Raw genomic sequence first — 26,344 nt, forward strand, 5'->3', positions numbered from 1 at the left:
GAGACGGCGGCGCCCACGCGCCGCCGCCGTCTCGTCGTCTCGGTTCGTGGTCAGGCGGCGACGGCCTGCCGCTGGGCCTCGGATGGCTCGGCGTCCGCGCGCTGCCGGTGGAACAGGGCGAAGGCGACCAGCCCGAATCCGACGCCCACCGCGGCCGCGACGCCGAACGCCGCGTCGAGCCCGGCGACGAAGCGCGACAACGTCATCGGCTGCTCGGCGGTCGCCACACCGCGGAACACGGTGCCGAGTACCGCGACGCCGAGGGCCAAGCCCAGTTGCCGCGCGGTGTTCACCGCCCCCGCGGCCGTGCCGGCCTGCTCCGGGGCGACGGCCGCCATGCCGACCGACACCAGGGCGGGCGCGTTGACGCCGATCCCGAGGCCGATCACCACGAAGCCGGGGATCAAGGCGAGCCAGGAGGACTCGGGGCCGACGAGCATGAGCAGCCAGGCACCCAGGCCGACCACTACCAACCCCGCTCCGATGGTCCACTTCGGTGCGACATCGTGCAGCAGCCGGCCGAACGCGCCCGCCACCACGAACGCGGTGGCGGCCATCGGAAGCATCGCCAGGCCCGCGTGCAGTGGTGACATGTGCAGTTGCTGCTGCAGCCACAGCGAGATCAGGGGGCTGCTCGCGAACGCGGCGAACGTCTGCCCGGACGCGCCGAACAGGGTCGCGGCGAAGTCGCGGTTGCGCAGCAGCGCCAGGGGGAACATCGGGGCGGCACCGCGCGCCTCGACGAAACCGAAGACCAGCGCCGCCGCGGCGCCGACGGCGAACGCGATCACCGCGGCCGTGTCGGTCCAGCCGTGCTCGCCACCGCGGATGACGCCGTAGGTGACCGCCGTCGCGGCGGTCGCGAACGACAGCATGCCCCGCACATCCACCACTCGGTCGATCCGCCGCGGGGAGGGTGGGAACACCGTGGCGGTCAGGCCGATCGCCAGCACGGCGATGGGCAGGTTGACGAAGAAGATCCAACGCCACGACAGCGCCTCGGTGAGGACCCCGCCGAGCACCACGCCGATTCCCGCCGCCGCTCCGGACACCGCGCCCCAGACGCCGAAGGCGACGCCGCGGTCGCGGCCGGTGTAGGTGGCGTGCAGCAGCGACAGCGTGGTGGCGAACATGGCCGCGCCGCCGACACCTTGCAGCGCCCGCGCCGCGACGAGGACCGCCGCGGAGCCGGCGACGCCGCAGCCGAGCGACGCGACCGCGAAGACGACCAGTCCGGCCAGGTACGCGCGCTTCGCACCGGCCCGGTCGGCGAGCGAGCCCAGCACCAGGAGCAATGCCGCCAATGCCAAGGCATAGCCGTCCACCACCCACTGCAAGCCGGACAATCCGGTGTCCAGATCGGCGGCGATGTCGGGCAGGGCGACGTTCACGATGGTGACGTCGATCAGCAGCATCAGCGTGCCGAGGCACGCGGCGAACAAGGGGAGCCATTTCCTCACGGGAGCCTCCACGGCGGATTCGAATGATTTCGACGCCAAGCGTGCGGTATTCGGAGAGATACCCCTAGCCACCCGGGCGCGGACGTTAGATTCTTCCAGTGTTCGACGAAACCTCGACGGAATCCTCCGAATTGGATGTCCTGGACAAACAGATCATGCAGGCGCTGGTGCACGATGCCCGGATCCCGTTCGCCCGGCTCGGCGGCATCCTCGGGGTCTCCGAGCAGACGGTGGCGCGGCGCTATCGCGCGCTGCGTCAGCGCGGCATCCTGCACGTGTCCGGGCAGGTGAACGCGGTGCCGCTCGGACAAGCGCGCTGGGTGCTGCGCCTGAGATCGACGCCGGACAAAGCGCTGCGGCTGGCCGAAGCGCTGGCGCGGTTCCCGGACCTGAGCTGGGTGACACTGCTGTCCACCGGTTCCGAGGTGACCTGTGTGGGCAGGCCGCGTTCGATCCAGCGGCGCGACGCGCTGCTGCTGCACATCCTGCCGCGCGCCCCGCAAGTGCTGGAACTGACCGCGCACGAGGTCATCCACCGTTTTCCGCTCGACGAGGAGTGGCCGCGCCATCGGCACCTGCTGACCGCCGCCCAGCTCGACGAGCTCGGCGCCGCCCGGCCCCGGCCCGCGGACGCGGGGCCGGAGACGCCGGTGGATTTGTCCGCGGCCGACGAGGCGATGCTCGCGCTGCTCGGCCGGGACGGGCGCGCTCCGTACGCCCGACTCGCCGCCGAAACCGGGTGGACCGCGCCGCGGGTCGCGCGGCGGATGGCCGAGCTGACGGCGGCGGGAGTGCTGTACTTCGACGTCGATTTCGCGATCGAGCGGATGGGCTACGGGGTACGCGGCGCGCTGTGGCTGCGCGTGCGTCCCGCCGATCTGGACGCGGTGGGGCACGCGATGGCGACCCATCCGGAGATCGTCTTCGTCGCCGCCACCACCGGGCCGTCCAATATGTTCGCCTCGATCATCTGCCGCGACACCGCGGACCTCTACCGGTACGTGACCGGGCGGCTCGGCGCGCTGGACGGGATCACCGGCCTCGAGGTGACGCCGTCGCTGCGCGTACTCAAGCAGGCGCAGACGCTGCTGGACACCGACCGGATCGCGCTGATGCCCTGATCGCACGGCGTTTGCCGAGGACGGCGCCGGCGGTGCGGAGGGTGCCGGGCGCGTCACTTGACTCGAACACCTGTTCGTCTAGTCTGGTCGCCAGAACTTGTCGGTGCCGGGCTCTACTGTAGGCGCCAACCACAGAACGAGACTCACCCGTCGAAAAGGGGATCAGGACATGGCACCACAGGCGTACGACCGGGACAAGGCGCTCGAACTCGCGCTGGCCCAGGTGGAGAAGAGCTTCGGCAAGGGCGCCGTCATGCGCCTGGGCGAGGAGGCGCGCCAGCCCATCTCGGTGATCCCCACCGGCTCCATCGCGCTCGACGTGGCGCTGGGCATCGGCGGCCTGCCGCGCGGCCGCGTCGTCGAGATCTACGGTCCGGAATCCTCGGGTAAGACCACCGTGGCGTTGCACGCGGTGGCCAACGCGCAGGCGGCGGGCGGGGTGGCGGCGTTCATCGACGCCGAGCACGCGCTCGATCCGGACTACGCCCGCAAGCTGGGCGTCGACACCGACGCGCTGCTGGTCTCCCAGCCCGACACCGGTGAGCAGGCGCTGGAGATCGCCGACATGCTGGTGCGCTCCGGCGCCATCGACATCATCGTCATCGACTCGGTGGCCGCGTTGGTGCCGCGCGCCGAGATCGAGGGCGAGATGGGCGACAGCCACGTCGGTCTGCAGGCGCGTCTGATGAGCCAGGCGCTGCGCAAGATGACCAGCGCGCTGAACAATTCCGGCACCACCGCGATCTTCATCAACCAGCTGCGCGAGAAGATCGGCGTGATGTTCGGCTCGCCGGAGACCACCACCGGCGGTAAGGCGCTGAAGTTCTACGCGTCGGTGCGCCTGGATGTGCGCCGCATCGAGACGCTCAAGGACGGTAGCGACGCGGTGGGCAACCGCACCCGCGTGAAGGTCGTGAAGAACAAGGTCTCCCCGCCGTTCAAGCAGGCCGAGTTCGACATCCTCTACGGGCACGGCATCTCCAAGGAGGGCTCGCTCATCGACATGGGCGTCGAGCAGGGCTTCATCCGCAAGTCCGGCTCCTGGTACACCTACGAGGGCGATCAGCTCGGTCAGGGCAAGGAGAACGCCCGCAAGTTCCTGCTGGAGAACATCGACGTCCGCGACGAGATCGAGAAGAAGATCAAGGAGAAGCTCGGCATCGGCGCCGACGTGACGGCCGACGCGGCCGCGGAGGTGCCCGCCGATTTCTGAGCCGACGAACCGCCGCCGCTCACCCGGGGCGTCTTCGGCCGACCCGGGGGCCGACGTCGTGCAGAACATGCGGCGTCGGCTGGAAGAACTCCTGTCCGCCTCCGGCTCGCCGAGCGGTGGCCGGCCGCGCGGACAGGATTCCGAACTCGTCCGGAGTACCGAAGGTGGTTCGGTTGCGCCGGACACCATGGGAACTCGGCCGGACGCGTCCGATCCGCAGCGGGCGCGTCCGGCTGGGTCCCGTCGCGGTCACCACGGCATGCGGGGGCGTGCCGGCTCATCCTCGACCGACTCCGACCGGCCCGAGGGCCGATCGGCGGATCCGGTGGCGGCCGGATCCGAGGGCGGGACGGTCGAGCAGGCGAAGGAGGCGTGTCTCCGCTTGCTCGCCGTCCGCGCCCGCAGTCGTGCCGAACTGGCCCAGCGCCTCGCCGCCAAGGGGTATTCGCCCGAGGTGAGCGAACAGGCGCTCGATCGCCTCACCGAAGTGGGCCTCATCGATGATGCCGCTTTCGCCGAGCAATGGGTGCACTCCCGCCACGCCTTCTCCGGTAAAGGCAAGCAGGCGCTCGCTCAGGAACTCCGGCGCAAGGGTGTCGCGCAGTCGGATGCCGCCGCCGCCCTCGACGCCATCACCACCGACGACGAGGAGACACGGGCCGGTGAGCTGGTCCGCCGCAAATTGCGCTCCTTGCCGCGAGACCTGGACCGGGACAAGATGATTCGTCGTCTCGTCGGCATGCTCGCCCGGCGCGGATACAGCCAGGCCACGGCCTATCGGGTGGTCAAAGCCGAATTGGCCGATCGAGGGGTCGAGGGCGACCTCGACGAGCCCGTCGACTGAGCTGCCGGCTCCTGGTCGCCGCTCGCGGTAATGGCGCGCCGCGCTTCACCGACTCGATAAGACAGCCGCTCGGCACCATTGCGCGAAGCCGTATCCCGCTCACAACTGCGTTCCACGCCGGTCGGATACGCGGGATACAGATGGTAGATGCGGCTCGGTGCCGCGCTCCGCGGTTAGCGGAATCTGGGGCGGCTGCGGCGTTTTCGATCACTGCGCTGATTGTCGCTGCTCGGACAGCCGATCGGGGCGCGGCCCGCGGCGGTCGAGGTCAGCACCCTTCGTACCGCCGCCGCGGAGGTGCATCGCTGCGTAGGTTTCGGCTGCGGCATCGCCGGTCTACCCCGCTCCGCTGTCGGCGGATGGACCGGCGGCCTCGATACCCGCCTCGGCGGCGCGTTCGTCCTCCGAGGATGTGGCGATCCCGGTCACCCCGACCGCGCCGAGCATCCCCCCGGCCGCGTGCCGGAGAAAGACGCCGACCCGCGCGGGGCCGGCGCGGCGCAGTTCGCCAGGGAAGGAGAACGACTCGTCGAACAGTAGGTCGGAGGTACGGCTGGTCATCGATCATCAACTCCCGCAGGTACGAAGCACTGATGACCGTCCCACCGGTCGAATACCGGGGATCGGCGTATGCCTACGAGATTGGCGGGACGCCGCCGAGTGCACGAGTGTTGCGCTCAGCTCGAGCACAACACCCCGGCGCCTCCACCGGTGCCGCCCGGTATCGCCGCGCAGTAGCCGGTTCGCTTGCGCGGCAACGACTCCGCCGGTCGGCTCAGGGCTTCTTGCCGATGTCGACGCCGGGTGCCGCGTCGGTGATGATCGAGTCCGCGGCGACGACGGCGCCGCCGCCCTTGCCACGTTTGCGTGCCCGCAGCCGTCGTTCCAGCCTGGTGGCAACGAGCGTCAACGCGCTGTTGAGGGCGATCATGATGATCGCGATGATGATCAGCGCCGGAATCGTGTTCTGTTCGGCCGCGCCGAGTTGCTGGCCCGAGCGCACCACTTCGACGTAGGTGATCTGGTAGCCCAGCGCCGAGTCCTTCAGCGCGACCACCATCTGCGAGATCAGCGCGGGCAGCATCGCCGTGACCGCCTGCGGCAGCAGGATCAATCGCATCAGCTGGCTCTTGCGCATGCCGAGCGCGACCGCCGCCTCGGTCTGTCCTTTCGGCAGCGAGCGGATGCCCGCTCGCACGATCTCCGCGATGACCGAGCCGTTGTAGACGGTCAAGGCGGTGACCACCGCGGCGAGCGCGAGATCATCGGACTTGAACACGTCGTACTCGGAGTACACGGCGAACAGGAAGATCATCAGAATCAGCACCGGGATGGCACGCGCCACCTCGACGATCGCCCCCGCGACCCAGCGCACGACGCGATGATCCGACAGCCGCAGGACGCCGAAGATCATGCCGAGGATCAACGCGAACACGATGGACAGCAGCGCGGCCACGATCGTGCCGCGCAGACCGGGCAGCAGATAGGTCGACCAGACCTCGGCCTCCAGGAACGGCTTCCACTTCTCCGCGGTGAACTGCCCCTTGTCGGCGAAACCGCGGTAGAGCAGCCAGCCTGCCGCGGCCACCACGGCCAGTACCAGCACCGAGTAGAGGTTGTTGCGCAGTCTCGCCTTCGGGCCCGGCGCGTCGAACAGGACCGAAGCGCCCGCGCTCATACCCGCGCCTCGCTGACGCTCATCGAGCCACCTCGTACTTCTTGGCCAGCCAGCCGAAGAACAGGCCGGTCGGCAGGGTCAGGATCACGAAGCCGAGCGCGAAGATCGCGCCGATCGCCAGCACCGCGGCTTCGGTCTCGGTCATCTCCGCCATCAACGTCGCCGCTTCGGCGACACCGATGGCCGAGGCGATGGTGGAGTTCTTGGTCAGCGCGATCAGAACGCTGCCCAGGGGGGCGATGACCGAGCGGAATGCCTGCGGCAGCACGACCAGCCGCAGGTTCTGCAGGAAGCCGAGGCCGAGCGAGCGCCCCGCCTCGGACTGGCCCATCGGTACGGTGTTGATGCCCGCGCGCAGCGACTCGCAGACGAAGGCGGCGGTGTAGATGCTCAAGCCGACGACCGCGAAGCGGAAGTTGTTCCGCGCCAGAGAGTCCGGCCCCTCACCTGCGAGGCGCCAGCCCATCGTGGTGTAGAGACCCAGCGACATGAACACGATGATGAGCGTGAGCGGGGTGTTGCGGAAGATGGTGACGTAGGCCGTGCCGACCCAGCGGGCGACGGGCACGGGAGACACGCGCAAGCCCGCGACGACAGTGCCCAGGATCAGCGCGCCGACCGCGGAGAGCACGGTCAGTTGGATTGTCACCCAGAAGGCTTCGAGGATTTGGTCGTCATACCTCGAGATCAGGTCGAACACGGCGGACGCGTCCCTCCGATCAGGTCTCGATGGTCAGGGAAGTGCGGCGGGTGGCCCGCGCCGGGCCGGGGCCAGGGCCACCCCTCCGTATGCGGTGAGGTCAGTACCGATTCACGGTCGGCGGCTGCGGGGCCTGGTAGCCGGACGCGCCGACGGTCGAATCGAAGGCCTTCTTCCAGGAGCCGTCGGCGATCATCGCCTCGATGGCGTCGTTGATCTTGTCCCGCAGTTCCTTGTCGCCCTTCTTCAACCCGATGCCGTAGTTCTCCGTGGTGAACGGCTTGCCGACCACCTTGAACGCGCCGCTGCTCTGCGCGGCGTAACCGGCCAGGATGATGTCGTCGGTGGTCACCGCGTCCCAGGAGCCGGCGCGCAGGCCCTCGAGGCAGAGCGAGTAGGTGTCGTTCGTCTGCAGTTGGGTGTCGGGGAAGTTCTTCTCGATGTTCTGGGCCGGCGTGGAGCCCTTCACCGAGCAGACCTTCTTGCCCTTGAGGTTGTCCGGGCCGTTGATGTCGGCGTTGTCGGCCCGCACCAGCAGCGATTGCCCTGCGGTGTAGTACGGACCGGCGAAGTCGACCTTGTCCTTGCGCTTGTCGTTGATCGAGTAGGTGGCGACGATGTAGTCGACCTGCCCGTTCTCGATCAGCGTCTCACGCTGCGGCGACGGCGCCTCCTTGAACGTGATCTGGTCCGGTTGCACGCCCAGTTTCCCCGCGACGTACTTCGCCACCTCGATATCGAAGCCGCTGTAGGACCCGTCCTTGTTCCGCAGGCCCAGACCGGGCTGATCGAACTTGATGCCGATGGTGAGTTTGCCGTCCTTGGCGTTGTCCAGGGCGGACTTGTCGTCGCCGCCGCCGCACGCGGTGGCTGTGGCGGCGGCGAGTGTCAGGGCGATCGCTCCGACGCCGATGCGCAGAGCGCGATTGATCCTCATCGAGTTCCTTCTCCCTCTCCGTGGGTGCTGGCCGCTGTCCGGCAGATCAGTGGCTCAAAATCTTGCCCAGGAAGTCTTTGGCCCGCTCCGACTTCGGGGCGGTGAAGAACGCCTCCGGCGGCGCGTCCTCCACCACCCGGCCGTCGGCCATGAAGAGCACCCGGTTCCCGGCGCGGCGCGCGAAGCCCATCTCATGGGTGACGACCAGCATCGTCATCCCCTCCTTGGCCAGCGACACCATCACCTCGAGCACTTCGTTGACCATCTCCGGGTCCAGCGCGGAGGTCGGCTCGTCGAACAGCATCACCTTCGGGTTCATCGCCAGCGCCCGGGCGATGGCGACGCGTTGCTGCTGCCCGCCGGACAGCTGCGCGGGGTACTTGTCGGCCTGATCGGCGATGCCGACCCGGTCGAGCAGTTGCATCGCGCGGGCGCGGGCGTCGTCCTTCTTCACCTTGCGGACCTTGACCGGCGCGAGCATGACGTTCTCGACGATCGTCTTGTGCGCGAACAGGTTGAACGACTGGAAGACCATGCCTACGTCGGCGCGCAGGGCGGCCAGCGCGCGGCCCTCGGCGGGCAGTGCGACACCATCGATGGCGATGTCCCCGGAGTCGATCGGTTCCAGCCGGTTGATGGTGCGGCACAGCGTCGATTTACCAGAGCCCGACGGGCCCAGAACGATGACGACCTGCCCTTTCGGGACCTCCAGGGTGATGTCCTTGAGTACGTGCAGGTCGCCGAAGTGCTTGTCCACATTGCGCATCAAGATCATCGGCGGCGCGCTGGTGGCGGCGCTGACGTCCCCGGCAGAGGCGTCCCCGGTCGTGCCGGGAGCGGCGGCGTCGTCGGTCATGGTCATGACCTTAGGCAAAAATCGGGGATTTGCCCGGCTTTCCGCGACACACCGTCTCGCCGCGCCGATTCGACATGTGCGCGTAACCTCACAGTCCCTGCGGCGTCGGCGGCAGACGCCCGGAGCCAGCGCCGATGCGCGCGAAAACCGCCGGAGGCCGCCCCGTACCCTGGATGGGTGGATTCGATCGGAAAGGCACTGTCGGCTCCCCCCGAGGGCACAGCACGCAGTTACGAGGTCCGCACCTTCGGCTGCCAGATGAACGTGCACGATTCCGAACGCTTGTCGGGTTTGCTGGAGGACGCGGGATATGTGAAGGCCGCGCCCGGCGCGACGGCCGACCTCGTCGTCTTCAACACCTGCGCGGTGCGCGAGAACGCCGACAACAAGCTCTACGGCACGCTCGGTCACCTGGCGCCGACCAAGGCGAGCCGTCCGGGCATGCAGATCGCCGTCGGCGGCTGCCTGGCGCAGAAGGATCGCGACGTCGTCGTGCGCAAGGCTCCGTGGGTGGACGTGGTCTTCGGCACCCACAACATCGGTTCGCTGCCGGTGCTGCTGGAGCGGGCCCGGCACAACCGGGAAGCCCAGGTGGAGATCCTGGAGTCGCTGGAGGCGTTCCCGTCCTCGCTGCCCGCCAAGCGCGAATCCGCCTACGCGGGCTGGGTTTCCATCTCGGTCGGCTGCAACAACACCTGCACCTTCTGCATCGTGCCCGCCCTGCGCGGCAAGGAGGTCGACCGCCGCCCCGGTGACGTGCTCGCCGAGGTGCAGGCGCTGGTGGACCAAGGCGTGCTCGAGGTGACGCTGCTCGGCCAGAACGTGAACTCCTACGGCGCGTCGTTCGCCGACCCGAGCGAGCCGCGCGACCGCGGCGCGTTCGCCAAGCTGCTGCGCGCGTGCGGGCACATCGACGGCCTGGAGCGGGTCCGCTTCACCTCACCGCACCCGGCCGAGTTCACCGACGACGTGATCGAGGCCATGGCCGAGACCCCCAACATCTGCCCACAGCTGCACATGCCGCTGCAGTCCGGCTCGGATCGGGTGCTCAAGGCGATGCGCCGCTCCTACCGCAAGGCCCGCTACCTCGGGATCATCGACAAGGTTCGCGCCGCGATGCCGCACGCCGCGATCACCACCGACATCATCGTGGGCTTCCCCGGCGAGACCGAAGAGGATTTCCAGGAGACCCTCGATGTCGTGCGGCAGGCGCGTTTCACCAGCGCCTACACCTTCCAGTACTCCAAGCGGCCCGGTACCCCCGCGGCGGACATGCCCGACCAGCTGCCCAAGGCCGTAGTGCAGGAGCGCTACGACCGCCTCATCGCGCTGCAGGAGGAGATCTCCTTGGCCGCCAACCGGCAACTGATCGGCACCGAGGTGGAGTTGCTCGTGGCCGAGGGCGCGGGCAAGAAGAACGCCGCGACCGCGCGCATGAGCGGCCGCGCCCGCGACGGCAGGCTGGTGCACTTCCGGCCGGGCGGCACCGCCGAGCCGATTCGCCCCGGCGACCTGGTCACGGTCGACATCACCGCCGCGGCGCCGCACCACCTCGTCGCCGATGCCGCGATCAAGACGCACCGCCGCACGCGCGCCGGTGACGCGCACGAACGCGGCGTCACGCCGAAGACCGCGCCGATCGGAGTGGGGCTCGGGCTGCCCCGCATCGGCGCGCCCACCCCGGAACCCGCGGCCGCGGGTTGCTCGACCGGCTGCGGCGCATGACCACCGGCCCGGACGACGACGCCACCCGCGATCGCGACGGGGCGGTTCCCCCGTCCGGTGACGACGCGTCCGCGGCGCGGCACCGGCCCGGCAGCCGCGACGCAGACGAACGAAACGAGGACTCAGTGAGCTCGGTCGAGAGCACCGGCGATTTCGAACAGTTCCGCGACGATCTCGACGCCGTCGAGCGCAAGATCGCCGGTGAGATCGATCCCGGCATCCGCGCCATGGTCGTGGCGGGTGCGGTGTTCCTGCTGCTGGCCTCGCTGGTCCTGTCGCACGCGGGCGCCGCGCGCGGCTTCGACGTGCTGTTGAACACCGACGTCGCGCGGACCGAGCACATCGGGCTTCCCTCGCGGGTCTTCGTCTGGTTCCTCGTGGTCTTCGGCATCGGGTTCTCGATGCTGGCGCTGATGACCCGCCGCTGGGTGCTGGCCTGGATCGCCGTCGCGGGCAGTGCCGTGGCAAGCGTGTTCGGTGTGCTCTCGATCTGGCACCGCCAGACCCCCGGCGTGGGCAACTACATCGGCGCGGGCCCCGGCATCGGGCTGATCCTGGGCGCCATCGTGACCGTCGTGCTCACCTTCCACTGGGTCCGCGTGGTGTGGAGCCGCACCACGCTGCACCTGGCCGCCGAGGAGCAGCGTCGCAACGCCGCCGCGGCCGCGGAGGAACGCGACCGGCGGCGCCTCATGGGCGACTCCTGACCTGATCGCACGCACGAGCGGCCCTTCCCGATGGGAAGGGCCGCAATCGTCGATCGAGCGAACTCAGCGGTTGCTGACGGCGCCTTCGGCGGCCTCGGCCCACTCCCGCCACTGCTTGGCCTGTTCCAGCGCCTTCTCCGCGTCGCGCGCGTTGCCCGCGGCCTGCGCTTTCGCCGCCTGCTCCTCGAACTGCGCCACGCGTTCGCGGAACTGGGCGGCGCGGGCCATCGCCTCGGGGTCGGTGCGCCGCCACTGCGCGTCCACGGCGTCGCGCACGCGCTTCTCGATCGCCCGCAGCTTGCCTTCCAGCTCCTGCATGCGCTCGCGCGGAACCTTGCCGATGGCGTCCCACTTCTCCTGGAGCTCGCGCAGCGCGCTGCGGGCCGCTTCCAGATCGGCGGACGGATCGATGAAGGCGTAGGCGCTCAGCAGTTCCTCTTTGGCGGTCGCGTGCTGTTCGAACTCGGCGTCGCGCTCGGAGACGGCGGCGTTGCGGGCGGCGAAGAAGACATCCTGCGCGCTCTTGAAGCGCCGCCACAGCGCCTCGTCGGCCTCGCGTGGCGCGCGCCCGGCGGCCTTCCACTCGGCGAGCAGATCGCGGAAGACGCCCGCGGTGGCCACCCATTCGGTGGAGCCGGACAGCTCCTCGGCCTGCACGCACAGTTCTTCCTTGCGTGACTTCGCGGCGGCGCGTTCGCGATCCAGTTCGGCGAAATGCGCGCCGCGGCGGCGGTTGAACGCCTCACGGGCCTTGGAGTAGCGCTTCCACAACGCGTCGTCCACCTTGCGGTCCACCCCCCGGATGGACTTCCACTCGTCGAGGATCTCGCGCAGCCGATCGCCCGCGGCCTTCCACTGGGTGGACTCGGCGGCGATCTTCTCCGCCTCGGCGGCCAGCGCCTCCTTGCGCTCGGTGTGCTCGTGCCGGGCGCGTTCCTTCTCTTCCTTGGCGTGCGCGGCGGCTTCTTCGGAGTGCTCGGCGATGGCCTGCAAGCGCCGGCCCAGCCCCTCGATGTCGCCGATCACCGCGGCGGTCGGCAGCGATTCGGCCAGCGCCACGGCGGCGGCCTTCGTCTTGCGCGCGTCCGCACCCGCGGCCAGCCGCGCCTCCAGCAGGGCGACCTCGGTGGCCAGGTCGTCGAACCGGCGGCCGAAGTGGGCCAGACCCTCCGTGGCGTCACCGGCCTGCCACGAGCCGACCTGGCGTTCGCCCTCGGGAGTCTTCACCCAGGCGGTGCCGTCCTCGTCGACCCGGCCCCACAGGCTCGGATCGGAGACGGTGGGGACCACGACGGGATGGGGATGCTGCTGGGCGGGGCCCGGGGCGGGTTTGACCGCGTGCGGCTTGGGCGGTGGAATCGAGCGGCCCGGTTTCGGGGCACCGGAAGAACGGGGCATCTTGCCGGGGCCGGCTTTCGCGGTTCCGTTGCTGTCGGTCATGTTTCCTCGTCCCTGCCGCGCGTCACGGCTGCCTGGTTACGCCCTAGCTCATCCCATTCAACCCGGTCCGAGCCCTTGTGACCATCGACCCATGCCTTCCCGAGGAGGAATCCCGGGGGTTTCCAACCCCTGATGACCTGGGTTGTAGCTCCTCGAACACTATCAATCCCGGCGGTATTTCCGGCAGAGACACTCGAAGCCGGGCGGTACCGGTGGTCCCGGCAACGACTACGGTTACGACGTGTTCTCCGTCGCCGCTCTCGTTCCGTCGCCACCCGTGCTGGTCCCCGAGCTGTGCGGCGGCGTGGCGGACGCGGTGGGAGCGGGCGATCCGGACCCGCGCGCGGTGCTGCGGTCCGCCGTGCTCGACACCGTACGCGCCTTCGCCGCCGTGGCGCAGCGCTGGACGGTGCTCGGCGTCGGCGCAGGTGAGAGCACGTTCGGTCCGGAGACCGCAGGCACGTTCCGTGGATTCGGCGCGGACGTGCGCGTCGGGCTCTCCGGCGCGGCGGTCGCCGCGGCGCAGCGGGCCGATGCCGGCCTGCCGTTGGCCGTGCTGATCGGGGGATGGCTACGCGGGCAGGTCGCCCCGGGCGCAACCGCCGAGGCGCGCATCGTCCCCGCCGACGCGACGGCGGAGCACTGCCGCGAGGCCGGGGCGAAGCTGCGCGCCGATCTGGACGGCGATGCCGCGCCGCGCGGTGTGCTGGTCGTCGCGGACGGCGCCGCGACGCTGTCCACCAAGGCGCCCGGTTACCTCGACGAACGGGCCCGGCCGGTGCAGGACCGGCTGGACCACGCCCTGAGCACGGGGGATCGCGCCGCGCTGCGGGCACTCGATCCCGGCCTGTGCGCCGAACTGAGCCTCTCGGGACGCGCCGCCTACCAGGTGCTGGCCGGGCTGTTCCTGACCGACCCGCTGGTCGAGACGCGGTACTGCGATGCCCCCTTCGGGGTCGGTTACCACGTGAGCATCTGGCGGCCCGCGCAAGGCGAGGCGCCGTGACCGATTCCGGCATCGCTCCGATCGCGGTGGTCGGTCCCACCGCCACCGGTAAATCCGATCTCGCCCTCGATCTGGCCGAACGGCTCGGTGGCGAGATCGTGAACATCGACGCCATGCAGCTCTACCGCGGCATGGACATCGGCACCGCGAAGCTGCCGCTCGCGCAGCGCCGGGGCATTCCACATCACCAGCTCGACGTGCTCGACGTGACGGATACCGCGTCCGTGGCCGCCTATCAGGCGGCGGCCAGCGCGGATGTCGTCGCGATCATGGGGCGTGGCCGGGTGCCCGTCATCGTGGGCGGTTCGATGATGTACGTCCAGGCGCTGCTGGACGAGTGGGAGTTCCCGGCCACCGATCCGGCCGTCCGGGCGCGCTGGGAGGCGGTGCTCGCCGAGCGTGGTGTCGCGGCCGTGCACGCGGCGCTGCGCGAAGCCGATCCGGTGGCCGCGGCCACCATCCTGCCCACCGACGGCCGCCGCATGGTGCGTGCGCTCGAGGTCGTCGAACTCACCGGACGGCCGTTCGCCGCCTCGGCGCCGACCATCGGGCCGCCGCGCTGGGGCACCGTCATCATCGGTGTGGACCGGGAGACCGCGGCCTTGGACGAGCGCATCGAGCGGCGCACCGCGGCGATGTTCGAGGGCGGGCTGGTCGAGGAGGTGCGCGGCCTCATCGAGCACGGCCTGCGCGAGGGCGTCACGGCTCGGCGCGCCATCGGCTACGCACAAGTCCTGGCCTATCTGGACAACGAATACGACCTGAACCACGCTCAGGAACGCACCCTGATCGGTACCCGGCGCTACGTGCGCAGGCAACGCTCCTGGTTCCGGCGCGATCCTCGGGTGCGGTGGGTGGACGGCGCCGCGCCGGAACCGGCCGCGAGGGCGCTGGCCCTGCTCGAAGAGAAAGAACGGACTCCGCAGTGACCCGACGTGTGAGCACGCGCAACGCCTCCGTCCAGGTGTGGCAGGCATATCTCAACAATCGCACCAAGCGTCATCGCGATGGTCGTTTCCTGGTGCAGGGGGTGCGTCCGATCACGCAGGCCGTGGCCAACGACTGGCCGCTGGAGACGTTGTTGTACCGCCTCGGCGGCCCGGAGCTGTCGGGCTGGGCGCGCGAAGTGCTGGACACCAGCAGCGTGCCGCAGGTCGGCCTGGTGCCCGAGCTGATGGCCGAACTCGGCGAGAAGTCCGGGGGGATACCGGAACTGGTGGCGGTCGCGGAGTCGCGGCAGCCCGAGCTGGAAACCTTCGAGCCGGGTGAGCCCGGGGAGGACGCGCCGGTGGTCGTGGTGTTCGACCGGCCCAACTCGCCGGGCAATCTCGGCACCCTGATCCGCTCGGCCGACGCGTTCGGGGCCTGCGGCGTCATCGTCACCGGGCACGGCGCCGACCAGTACGACCCGCAGGCCGTACGAGCCTCGACCGGTTCGCTGTTCGCCGTGCCGGTGATCCGCGCCGCCGGGCCCCCGCAGGTGCTGGAGTTCCGCAACCGGCAGGTGCGCCGCGGCATTCCGACCCGCATCGTGGGCACCGACGAGCACGCCGCGCACGCCGCCTACGACTACGACTTCACCGACGCGACCATCCTGGTCGTCGGCAACGAGACCAGCGGGATGAGCGCCGCTTGGCAATCGGCCTGCGACGACATGGTGTACATCCCGATGGGCGGCACGGCCAGCTCGCTGGGGGCGCCCTCGGCGGCCGCGGTGGCGCTCTACGAAATTTCCCGGCAGCGCCGGACGTTTGCCAAGTGACGACGAGATAGGGAGACATCGCACGTGCCGGATATCGAGTTCACCAAGGGCCACGGCACCCAGAACGATTTCGTGGTGCTGCCGGACCAGGGTGCCGACCTGGCGCTGACGGCCGCGCGGGTCGGCGCGCTCTGCGATCGCCGCCGCGGCCTCGGCGCTGACGGCGTGCTGCGGGTCGCGCGCGCCGGTGCGCTGCTGGACGCCGGGGTACTCGCGGAGATCCCGGACGGCATCGGCGCCGACGATTGGTTCATGGACTACCGCAACGCCGACGGTTCGATCGCCGAGATGTGCGGCAACGGCGTGCGCGTGTTCGCCCACTACCTGAACGTGTCGGGACTGGAGACCCGCGACAGTTTCGTCGTCGGCAGCCGTGCGGGCGCGCGCCCGGTGACGGTGCATGCCGGGAACTCGGTCACCGGCGATGTCACCGTCGGTATGGGGCCGGTGCGCGAACTCGGCGCGTCCACCGCGACCCTCGCGGGCTGGGCGCTGCCCGGCATCGGCATCGACGTCGGCAATCCGCATCTGGCCTGCGTCGATCCGGGGATGTCCGCGGACGCGCTCGGGAAGCTCGACCTGACCGTGGCGCCCGGCTTCGATCCGGACCTCTTCCCGCACGGGGTCAACGTCGAGATCGTCACCGCGCTGGACGCCGACGGTTCGGTCGACATGCGGGTCTACGAGCGCGGTGTGGGCGAAACCCGTTCCTGCGGAACGGGAACCGTCGCCGCGGCCGCCGCGGCGCTGGCCGCCGACGGCTTCCGGATCGCCGCGGACACCGGCCGGGTGACGGTTCGGGTGCCCGGCGGTGAGCTGACCGTCGGGCTGGAGCGCGGCTCGGCATGGCTGCGCGGGCCGTCGGTTCTGGTGGCCGCGGGCCGCCTCGCCGGATCGTGGTGGGACGGGCTGTGAGCGCCGCCCGCCGATAACCGCGTGCGTGCTGCGGTGATGTCGTGGCAGCATGGATGGTGTATGAGGAAATCAGAGACGTATGAATTCACTCCGGCGGACGCGAACGATCGCGCTGCCGAGGCGGCCGACGACGCCGTGACCGGCGACGACGCGGTGACCGGCGACGTGGTCGCCGAGCACGCCGCGCGAATGCGCCGGTCCGGCTGGTCGGCCGATCCCACCGTGGGCGAGCTGCAACTGGAGGACCGCAGCTCGCTGCGGCGTGTAGCGGGCCTGTCCACCGAGCTCGCCGACATCACCGAGGTCGAGTACCGGCAGCTGCGCTTGGAGCGCGTCGTGCTGGTCGGTGTCTGGACCGCGGGTACCGCCGCGCAGGCCGAGGCGAGCATGGCCGAACTGGCGGCGCTCGCCGAGACCGCGGGTTCCGAGGTGCTCGAAGCGCTGATCCAGCGCCGCGACCGGCCGGATCCGGCCACCTACATCGGCTCCGGCAAGGCCGAGGAGTTGCGCTCGGTCGTGCTGGAGACCGGCGCCGACACCGTCATCTGCGACGGCGAGCTCACTCCGGCGCAGCTGACCGCCCTGGAGAAGGTGGTCAAGGTCAAGGTGGTCGACCGGACCGCGTTGATCCTGGACATCTTCGCCCAGCACGCCACCTCCCGGGAGGGCAAGGCGCAGGTCTCGCTGGCCCAGATGGAGTACATGCTGCCCAGGTTGCGCGGTTGGGGCGAGTCGATGTCCCGGCAGGCCGGTGGCCGCGCGGGCAGCAACGGCGGCGTGGGTCTGCGTGGTCCCGGTGAGACCAAGATCGAAACAGACCGTCGTCGGATCCGCGAGCGCATGGCCAAGCTGCGCCGGGAGATCCGGGAGATGAAGACCGCGCGCGACACGATGCGGGCGCGCCGCAACTCCAGCGGCATCCCGTCCGTCGCGATCGTCGGCTACACCAACGCGGGCAAGTCGAGCCTGATGAACAAGCTCACCGGCGCGGGCCTGCTGGTCCAGGACGCGCTGTTCGCCACCCTCGACCCGACCACCCGCCGGGCGGAGCTGGACGACGGGCGCGAGGTCGTCTTCACCGACACCGTCGGCTTCGTGCGGCACCTGCCCACGCAACTGGTCGAGGCGTTCCGTTCCACCTTGGAGGAGGTGACCGGCGCCGATCTGCTGCTGCACGTGGTGGACGGTTCCGACGCACTGCCGGCCGAGCAGATCAAGGCCGTCCGCGAGGTGATCACGGACGTGATCAAGGAATCCGGCACGCCCGCCCCGCCGGAACTGCTGGTGGTGAACAAGACCGACGCGATGGGGCCGACCGAGCTCACCAACCTGCGCGCGCTGCTGCCGGACGCGTCGTTCGTGTCCGCGCACACCGGTCGCGGCATCGACGCGCTGCGCGAGCGGCTCGCCGAAATGCTCGGCGGGCTGGACGTGGAGATCAGCGTGCTGCTGCCGTACACGCGCGGCGACCTGCTCGCCCGCATCCATGCCGACGGCCGCATCTTCGACTCCCGCCATGAGGAAGGCGGGACCCGCGTTCACGCGCGCGTCCCGCACGCCCTGGCGGCCGCCCTGTCGGAGTACGCGCACGCGGGCACGGGGGAGTCCGGCGAGTAAGCCACTCTGAGTGGCGACTCGGTCCAGCGTCAGCGGGCGGTGGTGGGGGCGCCGCCGGTGGTCTCCCGTGCCTCGTCATGTGTGCACACGTCGGCCCGGGGCGCTCCGGCCGCAGTTGTGCGCGGGTCGATCCGCTGACTCCCGCCTTGCCGGCGCTGTAGGCCGCCGGAGGTAGCCTGGCTGCCATATGGCTTCCTGCGGGGGAGAGTGCCTCGGTATGGATGCCCCGGCGGGGCGATGACTTGCGAGTTCGCGACGGGCTTGCCGGGACGGAGGAACGAGCTGGTCGCTCGACCAAATGGGCGTGTCGCGGTATGACGCGCACATCCGGTGCGACGCAGTCGATTTCGTTGCGCTATCGTCATCGAATCGACACCAGGAGGGTTCATGTCGGACGCCCGCTCCGATTCCCGCACCCGGCGCTCCGGCGCCGCGAGCAGCGCCGATCCGGCGCTCACCGACGGTGCGCCGCTGTCGGTCGCGCTGACCGACACCGATCTGCGGGTGATCGACACCCTGCTCGCGCCGCTGCGCGCGTGGACCAGTCCGCGTTTCTACGGCTTGGAAAACATCCCCGCCGATGGCCCCGTGCTGCTGGTCGGTAACCACAACTTGCTGGGCGGCATCGACGCGCCGATGCTGCTGCCCGAGGTGCTGCGCCGCCGCGGCCGCCTGATCCGCGGTCTCGCCGAGAACGTGCTGATCAATGTGCCCGGCGTACGTCACCTGCTGCACCACTACGGCGCGGTGCGCGGGACTCGGTCCAACTGCCTGGCCCTGCTGCGGCGCGGTGAGGCCGTGATGGTGTTCCCCGGCGGCGGCCGGGAGGCGGTGCGCCGCAAGAACGAGAAGTACCTGCTGAAGTGGGAGGGCCGCAGCGGCTTCGCGCGCATGGCCATCGAAGCGGGCGCGCCCATCGTCCCGGTCGCGATGATCGGCGTCGACGACGCCTACGACATCGTGGTGGACGGCGACCATCCGATCCTGCGCCCGCTGCGCTGGACCGTGGAAGCGCTCGGCCTCAGCCGCGACCTCACCCCGCCGCTCATCCGCGGAGTCGGTCCCACCGTGATCCCGCGGCCGGAGCGCTTCTATTTCTCCGCGGGCGCGCCCATCGACCCGGCGCCCTGGCGCGACGCGGGCGACATGCACGCCGCCGCGGTCGAATTCCGCGATGTGGTGCGCAAGGCGCTGGAGGAGGAGATGAACTTCCTCTTCGCCGAACGGGCGCGGGACCAAGGCCGCACCCTGGTGGGTCGTGTGCGGGGTTGGCTGAACCTCTGACGGTTCTCCTGTCCGGCCTACCCCGGCTCTCGATCCGGTGACTACCGATCGGACCGAGCGGGGGTACGGGGTCGCTCCGGTGTAGTCGCCGCCGAGCGGGGACGAAGTCGACGTCGGATGCACTCCGAGTCCGGTCGGTACGACCGGTTCGCGGCGCCGAAGCCATAAGTGCAGCGAGTTCGATCGGCAGGTCGGCCCGTCGGACGCACCTGGATGTGATTGCGCCGCGTGATGGCGCCGGAGTGGGTGGTCCGCGCCTCCCTGATGCACCAGTTGTCGCGCGGGTCGCATGGCGCAGAAGGCGGCGGTGAAGGCTGGGTGGCCGTGGTGAACCGGTTGCGCGTCAGAGCGCCCACCCACGTAGGTCTTCCGCATGGGTGGGCTGGCTCGAGCGTTCGCCGCCCACCGGCGCGGGTTCTGGCACTACCAGCGGAAAGGACCGGTAGCGGACAGGCTCGAGCTGCCCGGTAGTGGCCACCGGACCGGCGATCGGCCGACCTCGCCGAAGAATCGGGGTGGAATCAAGCGATGCCCGGCGTTGTCGTCCCCCCGCCGCTCCCGAGTTCCCGATCGTTTGCGGGGAATCTCGCCTACTGATCCGGTCCCGCGCCGCTGCTCCTGGTGAGACCATGGTTCTGGCCCCAGAAGTGAACAGAGATTCTCCTTCCGGGTACGGTATGGGGCAACGACTGGTCGGTGTGGACCGGCCGGTGTGGTCACTAGGAGGTTGGCGTGGAACGCACACTGTTCGAACCCGAACACGAACTGTTCCGGGAGTCGTTCCGCAAGTTTCTCGATCAGCACGTCGCGCCGAATCACGCGAAGTGGGAGGAGCAGGGCATCGTCGACCGGGAGGTCTGGCTCGAGGCGGGCAAGCAGGGCTTTCTCGGCATGGCCATGCCGGAGCAGTACGGCGGCGGCGGGGTGAAGGATTTCCGCTACAACGCCATCGTCTCGGAGGAGTCGGTACGCGGCCAGTACTCCGGTCTCGGCTTCTCGCTGCACAACGATGTGATCGCGCCTTACCTGCTCGAGCTGGCCAACGAGGAGCAGAAGCAGCGCTGGTTGCCCGGTTTCTGCGCGGGCGAGATCATCACCGCGATCGCGATGACCGAACCGGGCACCGGTTCGGATCTGCAGGGCATCAAGACCCGCGCGGTGCGCGACGGGGACGACTGGATCCTCAACGGCGCCAAGACCTTCATCACCAACGGCATCAACTCCGACATCGTGATCGTGGTGGCGCAGACCGACCCGGAGAAGGGCGCGATGGGCTTCAGCCTGTTCGTGGTCGAGCGCGGCATGCCCGGCTTCGAACGCGGCCGCAACCTGGACAAGCTCGGCCTCAAGGCCCAGGACACCGCCGAGCTGAGCTTCACCGACGTGCGCGTGCCCGGCAAGAACCTGCTCGGCACCGAGGGGATGGGCTTCATCCACCTCATGCAGAACCTGCCGCAGGAGCGGCTGTCGATCGCCGTCATGGCGGCGGCGGCCATGGAGTCCTGCCTGGACATGACCGTCCAGTACGTCCGCGACCGCAAGGCGTTCGGCAAGCCGATCGGCGCGCTGCAGAACACCCGCTTCGTGCTCGCCGAACTGGCCACCAAGACCACCGCCGTGCGCCTGATGGTGGACAAGTTCATCGAACTGCTCAACGAGGGCAAGCTGACCGCCGAGGACGCGGCGATGGCCAAGTGGTGGAGCACCGAGGAGCAGCTCGACCTGATCAACCGCTGCCTGCAACTGCACGGTGGATACGGCTACATGAAGGAATACCCGATCGCGAAGGCCTACATGGACGCTCGCATCCAGACCATCTACGGTGGCACCACCGAGATCATGAAGGAGATCATCGGGCGGAGCCTGAAACTCTCCTGACAGCGCGCGGGTTTCCGCTCGGGTCGCCGTCCGCCGTCGGCCCGGGCATCGCCTGGGGCACAATCGCCTCCCGAGGTGCCGACGGACTCGACGTCCGTCCATCACCCGAAGCGGAGGAGATGCGATGCCGAGTCTGGCCAACCAGGTCGTGCGCGGGTATTTGAGGGCGACGCGCGCCAACCGGGTATTCGTCGACGCCGGCGCGGCGCGGGAGCGTGTTCGCGATCTGAGCCTGCGGCCCCGGCGCTACGGTCCGCCGCGCCGGCTGCGCGCGGATGTGGCGATCACGGTGGACCGTCGCGGCGGCTGGCCGGTCTACACGCTGACTCCGCGCGGGCAGCGGCCCCGGGGGAATGTCGTGTACGCCCACGGTGGCGGCTGGGTGCACGAGATCGCACCGCAGCATTGGGCACTGTGCGCGGCCGTCGCCGCGGAAACCGGTGCGGCCGTGACTGTCGCGATCTACCCGCTGATTCCGTTCGGGACGGCCGCGCAAGTCGTCCAAGGCTTCGTCGAGCTGGTGCTCGCGAACCGGGAAACCTACGAGAACGTCTGTCTGGCAGGGGATTCCGCCGGTGGGCAGATCGCGCTGTCGGCCGCGGTGGTGTTGCGGGACGAGCATCGCGTGCGGTTGCCGGGCACCGTGCTCATCGCACCCGCCCTCGATCTCTCGCTGAGTAATCCGGAGATACCGGTCGTGCAGCCCCGCGACCCGTGGCTGGGCGTCGCGGGGACTCGGGTGCTCATCGAGCACTGGCGGGGCGACCTCGAGATCGCCGACCCGAGGGTCAGCCCGCTCGCCGCCGACCTGCGCGGGCTCGGTCCGCTGACGGTCTTCTGCGGCACCGACGACATCCTGCACCCGGACACGCGCCTGCTGGTGGACGCGGCACGTCGCGCCGGAGTCACGGTGGACTACCACGCCGGGCAGGGGCTGCCGCATGTCTATCCACTGACGCCGACCCCAGAAGGACGGGCCGCCCGCAGGATCGTCATCGAACGTTTGCGCAGCGCACTCGGGGATTGAGCGAATCCCCGGTCGATATCGCCGCCGACAACGGTGCGGTAGTCAGACGCGAGTGGGCAGGGTTACGACGAAGCAGGCGCCGCCGGCCGTGCCGTCGGTGACCCGGATGGTGCCCCCGTGGCGCTCCACGACATCGCGGACGATGGCCAGGCCCAGACCCGCGCCGCCTTCGTCGCGGCTGCGCGCGTCGTCCAAGCGGACGAACCGCTGGAAGATGCGCTCGCGATCGGCGGGCGGCACACCCGGGCCGTCGTCGCCGACCGACAATGTCGCCCGCCCGTCGGCGCTGCGCTGCACGGCTACCCGCACGATGCTCGCGGCATGCCGCTGGGCGTTGTCGACGAGGTTGCCCAGGACGCGCGCGAGCTGGGTACGGCTGCCGGTGACCGCGACCGCGTCCTCCGGTGTCGCGATCTCCACGGCCACCCGGTCGCCCGCACGGTGCTCCAGTTCGTCGCGAACCAGCACTGTCAGGTCCACGCGATCCGCACGCGGTTGCTCGCCCGCGTCGAGCCGGGCCAGGAGCAACAGGTCGGCCGCGAGGTGTTCCAGCCGGATGGTGTCGCCGATCAGGCCGTCCAGTTCCAGCAGGTCGGGGTGCGCCTGGGCGACCTCGAGCTGGGTGCGCAGGCTGGCGATGGGGCTGCGCAATTCGTGGGCGGCGTCGGCGATGAACCGGCGCTGGCGCTCCCCGGATTCCTCCAGGGCGGCGAGCGTGGCGTTGGTGGTGGTCGCCAGCCTGCCGATCTCGTCGCGGGAGCCCGGTTCGGGCACGCGCCGGGACAGATCGCCGTCCATGATCTCGGCCAGCTGCCTGCGGATCGCCTCCACCGGGCGCAGGGCGCGCCTGGTGACCAGCCAGGTCACCAGGGCGACCAGGGCGAGCAGCGGCGGCAGGCCGATCAGCATCGCTTGCCGCGCGTCCGCCACCGCGCTGTCGGCGGTCTCCAGCGAGGAGCCCGCGTAGACGGTGGCGGGCTGTCCCCCGGGTGCGGTCACCGCGAGGGCGGCGACCCGGAACGGGTGCGGGCCGTCCTCGGTGTCCACCGTCAGCCGTACGTCGCCGAATTCCGCGTCGGCCGTTGTGGGGTCCGCGCTCGGGGAGGGGCTTTCGTCGTCGTCCGATTCCCCCTCGTCCTCGTCATCTGCGTCGTCCTCCTCGTCCTCGTCCTCGTCGTCTCGGTCCTCGGAGGCCTTCGCGAGGGGCCCGAAGTCGGCCATCGGGGGTTTCCCCGCGAGTTCGTCAGCGGCCGCGAGGACGCGGCGGTCGATCGAAACGATCTGCACCGGTCGATCTTCGGCGTCCGGAAGCGACAATCGCGCGAGGTCGGCGCCCGAGGCGAGCTGGGTCGCCACGTCGCGCGCGGTGGTCTCCGCCTGCAATTCGGCGCTGTGCACCAGGTTGTGCCGCAGCACCGCCAGCACCGTGAGCCCGGCGGCCGTCAGCGCCACCGCGACGACCGCCGTCGCCGCGACCGTGGTGCGGGTGCGGACCGATCGCCACCACGCACGCCCGCTCCGCTCAGGCACGGTCGGCTGCCAGCCGGTATCCGGCGCCGCGGACGGTGGTGATCGTCCGGCGCCCGAACGGCGCGTCGATCTTGCGGCGCAACGTGCTGATGTAGACCTCGACGATGTTCGGATCACCGTCGTAGGCGAAATCCCAGACGTGGTGCAGGATATCGGCTTTCGACACCACCTCCCCCGCGCGGACGGCCAGGTGCTCGAGCACGGCGAACTCCTTGGCGGTGAGCGTCACGTCCTGCGAGCCGCGGCGGCAGGTCCGGGTGCCCGGGTCCACGATCAGGTCGCCGACGCGCAGTACCCGTGCGCCACCGCGGGTTCGGCGGCGCAACAGGGCGCGAATGCGGGCCAGCAGCACGAGGTAGGAGAACGGCTTGCTGAGGTAGTCGTCGGCACCGGTGTCCAGCCCCTCGGCCTCGTCGTATTCGCCGTCCTTCGCGGTCAGCATGAGCACCGGTGTCTCGTGGCCCCCGGCGCGCAGCGCGGCGCAGACCCGGTAACCGTTCATGCCGGGCAGCATGATGTCGAGGATGATCAGGTCGTAGTCGGTGGTGGTCGCCAGGTGCAGCCCCTCGGCGCCGTCGTGCACCACATCCACGGCAAATCCCTCGGCCGACAAGCCTTTTGCCAGTGTGAGAGCCAGACGTTTCTCGTCCTCCACGATCAGCAGACGCATCCACCAAGAGTGGCAGACCGATCCTGAAACCGTCTTCAGGTGGCTTCAGCTCGCCTTCAGTTCCGTGCGTCACCGTAGTCGCATTCGAATCAGCACTCCCGCAGGAGGTTTCGCATGACAACCGTTTTCCGCCGTGCCTACGCCGGTCTTCGCTGGCTCCTCGTCGGCATGGCCGTCGCGGGCGTCGTCGTCGGTCTCAGCGCGGCCCTGGCCGCTGTCGCCACCGGCGGGCCGGACGATCACACCGTCGCCTTCCGCTCGTCCGCGGGGAACTGGTCGCTGGTGGCCGACACCGGGATCAGCGGGCAGCAGGCGATCGACAAGGCGGTGCGCGCCGTGCCAGGCGGGCAGGTCCGGTCCACCGAGTTCGACTCCGAGCGCGGCACCGCGGTCTGGGAGGTGGAGCTCATCACGCCCGCGGGCGTGCGCTACGACGTGACGATCGATGCGAGCAGCGGCGCGGTCCACAGCGCGGTCGACAATGACTGACCTTCCTCGGCGGCGCGAGGTGTGACGGGTCGGTGCTCGGGTAAGCACGAGGTGTTTGCTGCCGGGCGGCGGGGATCCGGAGGGGGATCCCGGCCGTGGCTTCACCGATGGCATGCCCCCGGTCGGCGTCGTGCTCGAGGCCATGCAGATGCGTTCGCCGAGCATCGTGGATTGGGTCCGCACCGCGTTTGCCCGGGAGTAGCCTCAAGGTTGTCCGCTCGAGGAATCGAGGTCGCGATGCACGAGATGGCCATCACGCAGAGCGTCATCGACGCCGTCTGCGAGCACGCGGCGGGCCGGCGGGTGCATTCCGTCACCGTCGAGGTCGGCGCGCTGTGCGCCGTCGTGCCCGATGCCATGCGGTTCTGTTTCGAAGTCGCCGCCGAGGCGACGGTAGCCGAGGGCGCGCAGCTGGTCCTGGTGGAGATCCCCGGGGTAGGGGCGTGCCGGACCTGCGGAGCCGAGTTCCGGCTGCCGGACCCGATCCTGCTGTGTCCCTGCGGCAGCGCCGATGTCGAGATTCGCGCCGGGCGCGAGCTGCGTATCCGATCCATGGAGGTGAGTGAGGCATGTGCGCAACCTGCGGTTGCGGCGACGACGCCGCCGCGCTGATTCGCGTCCCGCACGACCACCAGCACTCCGAGGCGCACGACCACGCCCATGAGCACCCCCATCCCCATGAGCACACGCACGGCCCGGACGCCGACCACGTCCACGTGCCCGCCACCGAGACCGTCAGCCTGGAACTGAAGGTGCTGGCCAAGAACGACGAACTGGCGCAGCGCAACCGGGCCTGGCTGGCCGAGCGCGACATCGTCGCCCTCAACATGACCAGCTCGCCGGGCGCGGGTAAGACCAGTCTGCTGGAACGCACCATCCGCGAGTCCGGCCGGACGCCGATCGCGGTGATCGAGGGCGACCAGGCGACATTGCTCGACGCCGAACGGATCCAGGCCACGGGGTGCCGGGTCGTGCAGGTCAACACCGGCGCGGGATGTCACCTGGACGCCGAGATGATGTATCGCGCGCTGGAGAAGCTCGACCCGGCGCCCGGCACGCTGCTGTTCGTCGAGAACGTCGGCAATCTGGTCTGCCCGGCGCTGTTCGACCTGGGGGAGCGGGAGAAGGTGGTCGTCATCTCGGTGACCGAGGGGACCGACAAACCGCTGAAGTATCCGCACATGTTCCAGGCGGCAGGCCTGGTCTTGGTGAACAAGACCGATCTGCTGCCGTATGTCGATTTCGATCTGGACCGATGCCGGGAGTACATCCATTCGATACATCCCGGCGTCGAGGTCCTTCCGCTGTCCGTGAGCAGCGGTGCAGGCCTGTCTACCTGGTATGACTGGCTGGCCGAGCGGCGTCGCGCGGCCGGTTCGGCGGCTCTTGAGGAAGCCGCCGGGCGCGCTTAAGGTGAAGTGATCAGGATCACATCGACGGGTGACCCCTTCTTCGAGAAAGGCGAGATTCGGCCCCCGGTGGTCC

25 protein-coding genes are annotated in these 26,344 nt (G+C 69.8%); 16 read left to right on the forward strand and 9 right to left on the reverse strand.

Annotated features, from left to right (window positions below):
• Window positions 1-50: 50 nt before the first annotated feature.
• Window positions 51-1,460, reverse strand: coding sequence for an MFS transporter (locus ABZ803_RS07780; protein WP_357034069.1), 1,410 nt, complete (start codon window positions 1,458-1,460; stop codon window positions 51-53).
• 98 nt (window positions 1,461-1,558) lie between these two features.
• On the opposite strand from ABZ803_RS07780, the gene ABZ803_RS07785 reads away from it, so the two are divergent.
• From ABZ803_RS07785 to recX, 3 genes are all read left to right on the forward strand, one after another.
• Window positions 1,559-2,581 (forward strand): Lrp/AsnC family transcriptional regulator, encoded by a 1,023-nt coding sequence (locus ABZ803_RS07785; protein ID WP_357034071.1) that lies wholly within the window; start codon window positions 1,559-1,561, stop codon window positions 2,579-2,581.
• A gap of 169 nt (window positions 2,582-2,750) precedes the next feature.
• Window positions 2,751-3,794 (forward strand): recombinase RecA, encoded by a 1,044-nt coding sequence (recA, locus tag ABZ803_RS07790; protein ID WP_040867937.1) that lies wholly within the window; start codon window positions 2,751-2,753, stop codon window positions 3,792-3,794.
• A gap of 325 nt (window positions 3,795-4,119) precedes the next feature.
• Window positions 4,120-4,638, forward strand: coding sequence for a recombination regulator RecX (recX, locus tag ABZ803_RS07795; protein WP_357034073.1), 519 nt, complete (start codon window positions 4,120-4,122; stop codon window positions 4,636-4,638).
• A gap of 336 nt (window positions 4,639-4,974) precedes the next feature.
• On the opposite strand, the gene ABZ803_RS07800 is transcribed toward recX, so the two are convergent.
• The 5 genes from ABZ803_RS07800 to ABZ803_RS07820 form a co-directional block, all read right to left on the reverse strand.
• On the reverse strand, window positions 4,975-5,199 hold the full coding sequence (locus ABZ803_RS07800; RefSeq protein WP_357034075.1) for a hypothetical protein: 225 nt from the start codon (window positions 5,197-5,199) through the stop codon (window positions 4,975-4,977).
• A 214-nt stretch (window positions 5,200-5,413) separates the two neighbouring features.
• On the reverse strand, window positions 5,414-6,316 hold the full coding sequence (locus ABZ803_RS07805) for an amino acid ABC transporter permease (protein ID WP_357034077.1): 903 nt from the start codon (window positions 6,314-6,316) through the stop codon (window positions 5,414-5,416).
• Between the two features lie 19 nt (window positions 6,317-6,335).
• Complete coding sequence (locus ABZ803_RS07810; RefSeq protein ID WP_357034079.1) at window positions 6,336-7,016, reverse strand: amino acid ABC transporter permease; 681 nt, start codon at window positions 7,014-7,016, stop codon at window positions 6,336-6,338.
• Between the two features lie 100 nt (window positions 7,017-7,116).
• A complete protein-coding gene (locus ABZ803_RS07815) occupies window positions 7,117-7,953 on the reverse strand; it encodes a glutamate ABC transporter substrate-binding protein (protein ID WP_062974033.1) in 837 nt (278 codons plus the stop codon).
• 46 nt (window positions 7,954-7,999) lie between these two features.
• Window positions 8,000-8,728 carry an amino acid ABC transporter ATP-binding protein gene (locus tag ABZ803_RS07820; RefSeq protein ID WP_357034367.1) on the reverse strand — a complete coding sequence of 243 codons (729 nt, stop codon included), beginning with the start codon at window positions 8,726-8,728 and terminating at the stop codon, window positions 8,000-8,002.
• Between the two features lie 258 nt (window positions 8,729-8,986).
• Between ABZ803_RS07820 and miaB the strand changes: the two genes are divergently transcribed.
• Both miaB and ABZ803_RS07830 read left to right on the forward strand, forming a co-directional pair.
• On the forward strand, window positions 8,987-10,534 hold the full coding sequence (gene miaB, locus ABZ803_RS07825; RefSeq protein WP_357034081.1) for a tRNA (N6-isopentenyl adenosine(37)-C2)-methylthiotransferase MiaB: 1,548 nt from the start codon (window positions 8,987-8,989) through the stop codon (window positions 10,532-10,534).
• Window positions 10,531-11,241, forward strand: coding sequence for a hypothetical protein (locus ABZ803_RS07830; protein ID WP_357034082.1), 711 nt, complete (start codon window positions 10,531-10,533; stop codon window positions 11,239-11,241). Before miaB ends, ABZ803_RS07830 begins: the two co-directional genes overlap by 4 nt.
• A gap of 63 nt (window positions 11,242-11,304) precedes the next feature.
• Here the strand turns inward: ABZ803_RS07830 and ABZ803_RS07835 are convergent, their stop codons facing one another.
• Window positions 11,305-12,681 carry a DUF349 domain-containing protein gene (locus ABZ803_RS07835; protein ID WP_357034084.1) on the reverse strand — a complete coding sequence of 459 codons (1,377 nt, stop codon included), beginning with the start codon at window positions 12,679-12,681 and terminating at the stop codon, window positions 11,305-11,307.
• A 241-nt stretch (window positions 12,682-12,922) separates the two neighbouring features.
• Between ABZ803_RS07835 and ABZ803_RS07840 the strand changes: the two genes are divergently transcribed.
• The 8 genes from ABZ803_RS07840 (at window position 12,923) to ABZ803_RS07875 (ending at window position 22,170) form a co-directional block, all read left to right on the forward strand.
• Complete coding sequence (locus ABZ803_RS07840; RefSeq protein ID WP_357034086.1) at window positions 12,923-13,687, forward strand: hypothetical protein; 765 nt, start codon at window positions 12,923-12,925, stop codon at window positions 13,685-13,687.
• Window positions 13,684-14,616: a tRNA (adenosine(37)-N6)-dimethylallyltransferase MiaA gene (miaA, locus tag ABZ803_RS07845; protein WP_357034088.1), complete on the forward strand. Its 933-nt coding sequence runs from the start codon at window positions 13,684-13,686 to the stop codon at window positions 14,614-14,616. Before ABZ803_RS07840 ends, miaA begins: the two co-directional genes overlap by 4 nt.
• Window positions 14,613-15,449, forward strand: a complete 837-nt coding sequence (locus ABZ803_RS07850) for a TrmH family RNA methyltransferase (RefSeq protein WP_357034090.1) — start codon at window positions 14,613-14,615, stop codon at window positions 15,447-15,449. Before miaA ends, ABZ803_RS07850 begins: the two co-directional genes overlap by 4 nt.
• A 33-nt stretch (window positions 15,450-15,482) precedes the next feature.
• Window positions 15,483-16,364, forward strand: a complete 882-nt coding sequence (dapF, locus tag ABZ803_RS07855) for a diaminopimelate epimerase (RefSeq protein WP_357034369.1) — start codon at window positions 15,483-15,485, stop codon at window positions 16,362-16,364.
• Window positions 16,365-16,553: 189 nt separating this feature from the next.
• Window positions 16,554-17,981, forward strand: a complete 1,428-nt coding sequence (gene hflX / locus ABZ803_RS07860) for a GTPase HflX (protein ID WP_357034371.1) — start codon at window positions 16,554-16,556, stop codon at window positions 17,979-17,981.
• A 387-nt stretch (window positions 17,982-18,368) separates the two neighbouring features.
• Window positions 18,369-19,265 carry a lysophospholipid acyltransferase family protein gene (locus ABZ803_RS07865; RefSeq protein WP_357034092.1) on the forward strand — a complete coding sequence of 299 codons (897 nt, stop codon included), beginning with the start codon at window positions 18,369-18,371 and terminating at the stop codon, window positions 19,263-19,265.
• Window positions 19,266-19,997: 732 nt separating this feature from the next.
• Complete coding sequence (locus tag ABZ803_RS07870; protein ID WP_357034094.1) at window positions 19,998-21,143, forward strand: acyl-CoA dehydrogenase family protein; 1,146 nt, start codon at window positions 19,998-20,000, stop codon at window positions 21,141-21,143.
• 124 nt (window positions 21,144-21,267) lie between these two features.
• Window positions 21,268-22,170, forward strand: a complete 903-nt coding sequence (locus tag ABZ803_RS07875) for an alpha/beta hydrolase (protein ID WP_357034096.1) — start codon at window positions 21,268-21,270, stop codon at window positions 22,168-22,170.
• Window positions 22,171-22,212: 42 nt separating this feature from the next.
• On the opposite strand, the gene ABZ803_RS07880 is transcribed toward ABZ803_RS07875, so the two are convergent.
• Both ABZ803_RS07880 and ABZ803_RS07885 read right to left on the reverse strand, forming a co-directional pair.
• Window positions 22,213-23,700: a HAMP domain-containing sensor histidine kinase gene (locus ABZ803_RS07880; RefSeq protein WP_357034098.1), complete on the reverse strand. Its 1,488-nt coding sequence runs from the start codon at window positions 23,698-23,700 to the stop codon at window positions 22,213-22,215.
• Complete coding sequence (locus ABZ803_RS07885) at window positions 23,693-24,370, reverse strand: response regulator transcription factor (protein ID WP_040867915.1); 678 nt, start codon at window positions 24,368-24,370, stop codon at window positions 23,693-23,695. Before ABZ803_RS07885 ends, ABZ803_RS07880 begins: the two co-directional genes overlap by 8 nt.
• 114 nt (window positions 24,371-24,484) lie before the next feature.
• On the opposite strand from ABZ803_RS07885, the gene ABZ803_RS07890 reads away from it, so the two are divergent.
• The 3 genes from ABZ803_RS07890 to hypB all read left to right on the forward strand — a co-directional run bounded on the left by ABZ803_RS07890 (window position 24,485) and on the right by hypB (window position 26,271).
• Complete coding sequence (locus ABZ803_RS07890; RefSeq protein WP_357034100.1) at window positions 24,485-24,859, forward strand: PepSY domain-containing protein; 375 nt, start codon at window positions 24,485-24,487, stop codon at window positions 24,857-24,859.
• 237 nt (window positions 24,860-25,096) lie between these two features.
• The gene (locus tag ABZ803_RS07895; RefSeq protein ID WP_357034101.1) at window positions 25,097-25,471 is read left to right on the forward strand and encodes a hydrogenase maturation nickel metallochaperone HypA; all 375 of its coding nucleotides are present in this window, start codon (window positions 25,097-25,099) and stop codon (window positions 25,469-25,471) included.
• Complete coding sequence (gene hypB, locus ABZ803_RS07900; protein ID WP_357034103.1) at window positions 25,429-26,271, forward strand: hydrogenase nickel incorporation protein HypB; 843 nt, start codon at window positions 25,429-25,431, stop codon at window positions 26,269-26,271. The genes ABZ803_RS07895 and hypB overlap by 43 nt, the downstream gene beginning before the upstream one ends.
• The last annotated feature ends 73 nt before the right edge of the window (window positions 26,272-26,344 follow it).

The organism is Nocardia sp. NPDC047648 (assembly GCF_040642815.1).
GTDB lineage: Bacteria > Actinomycetota > Actinomycetes > Mycobacteriales > Mycobacteriaceae > Nocardia > Nocardia gamkensis.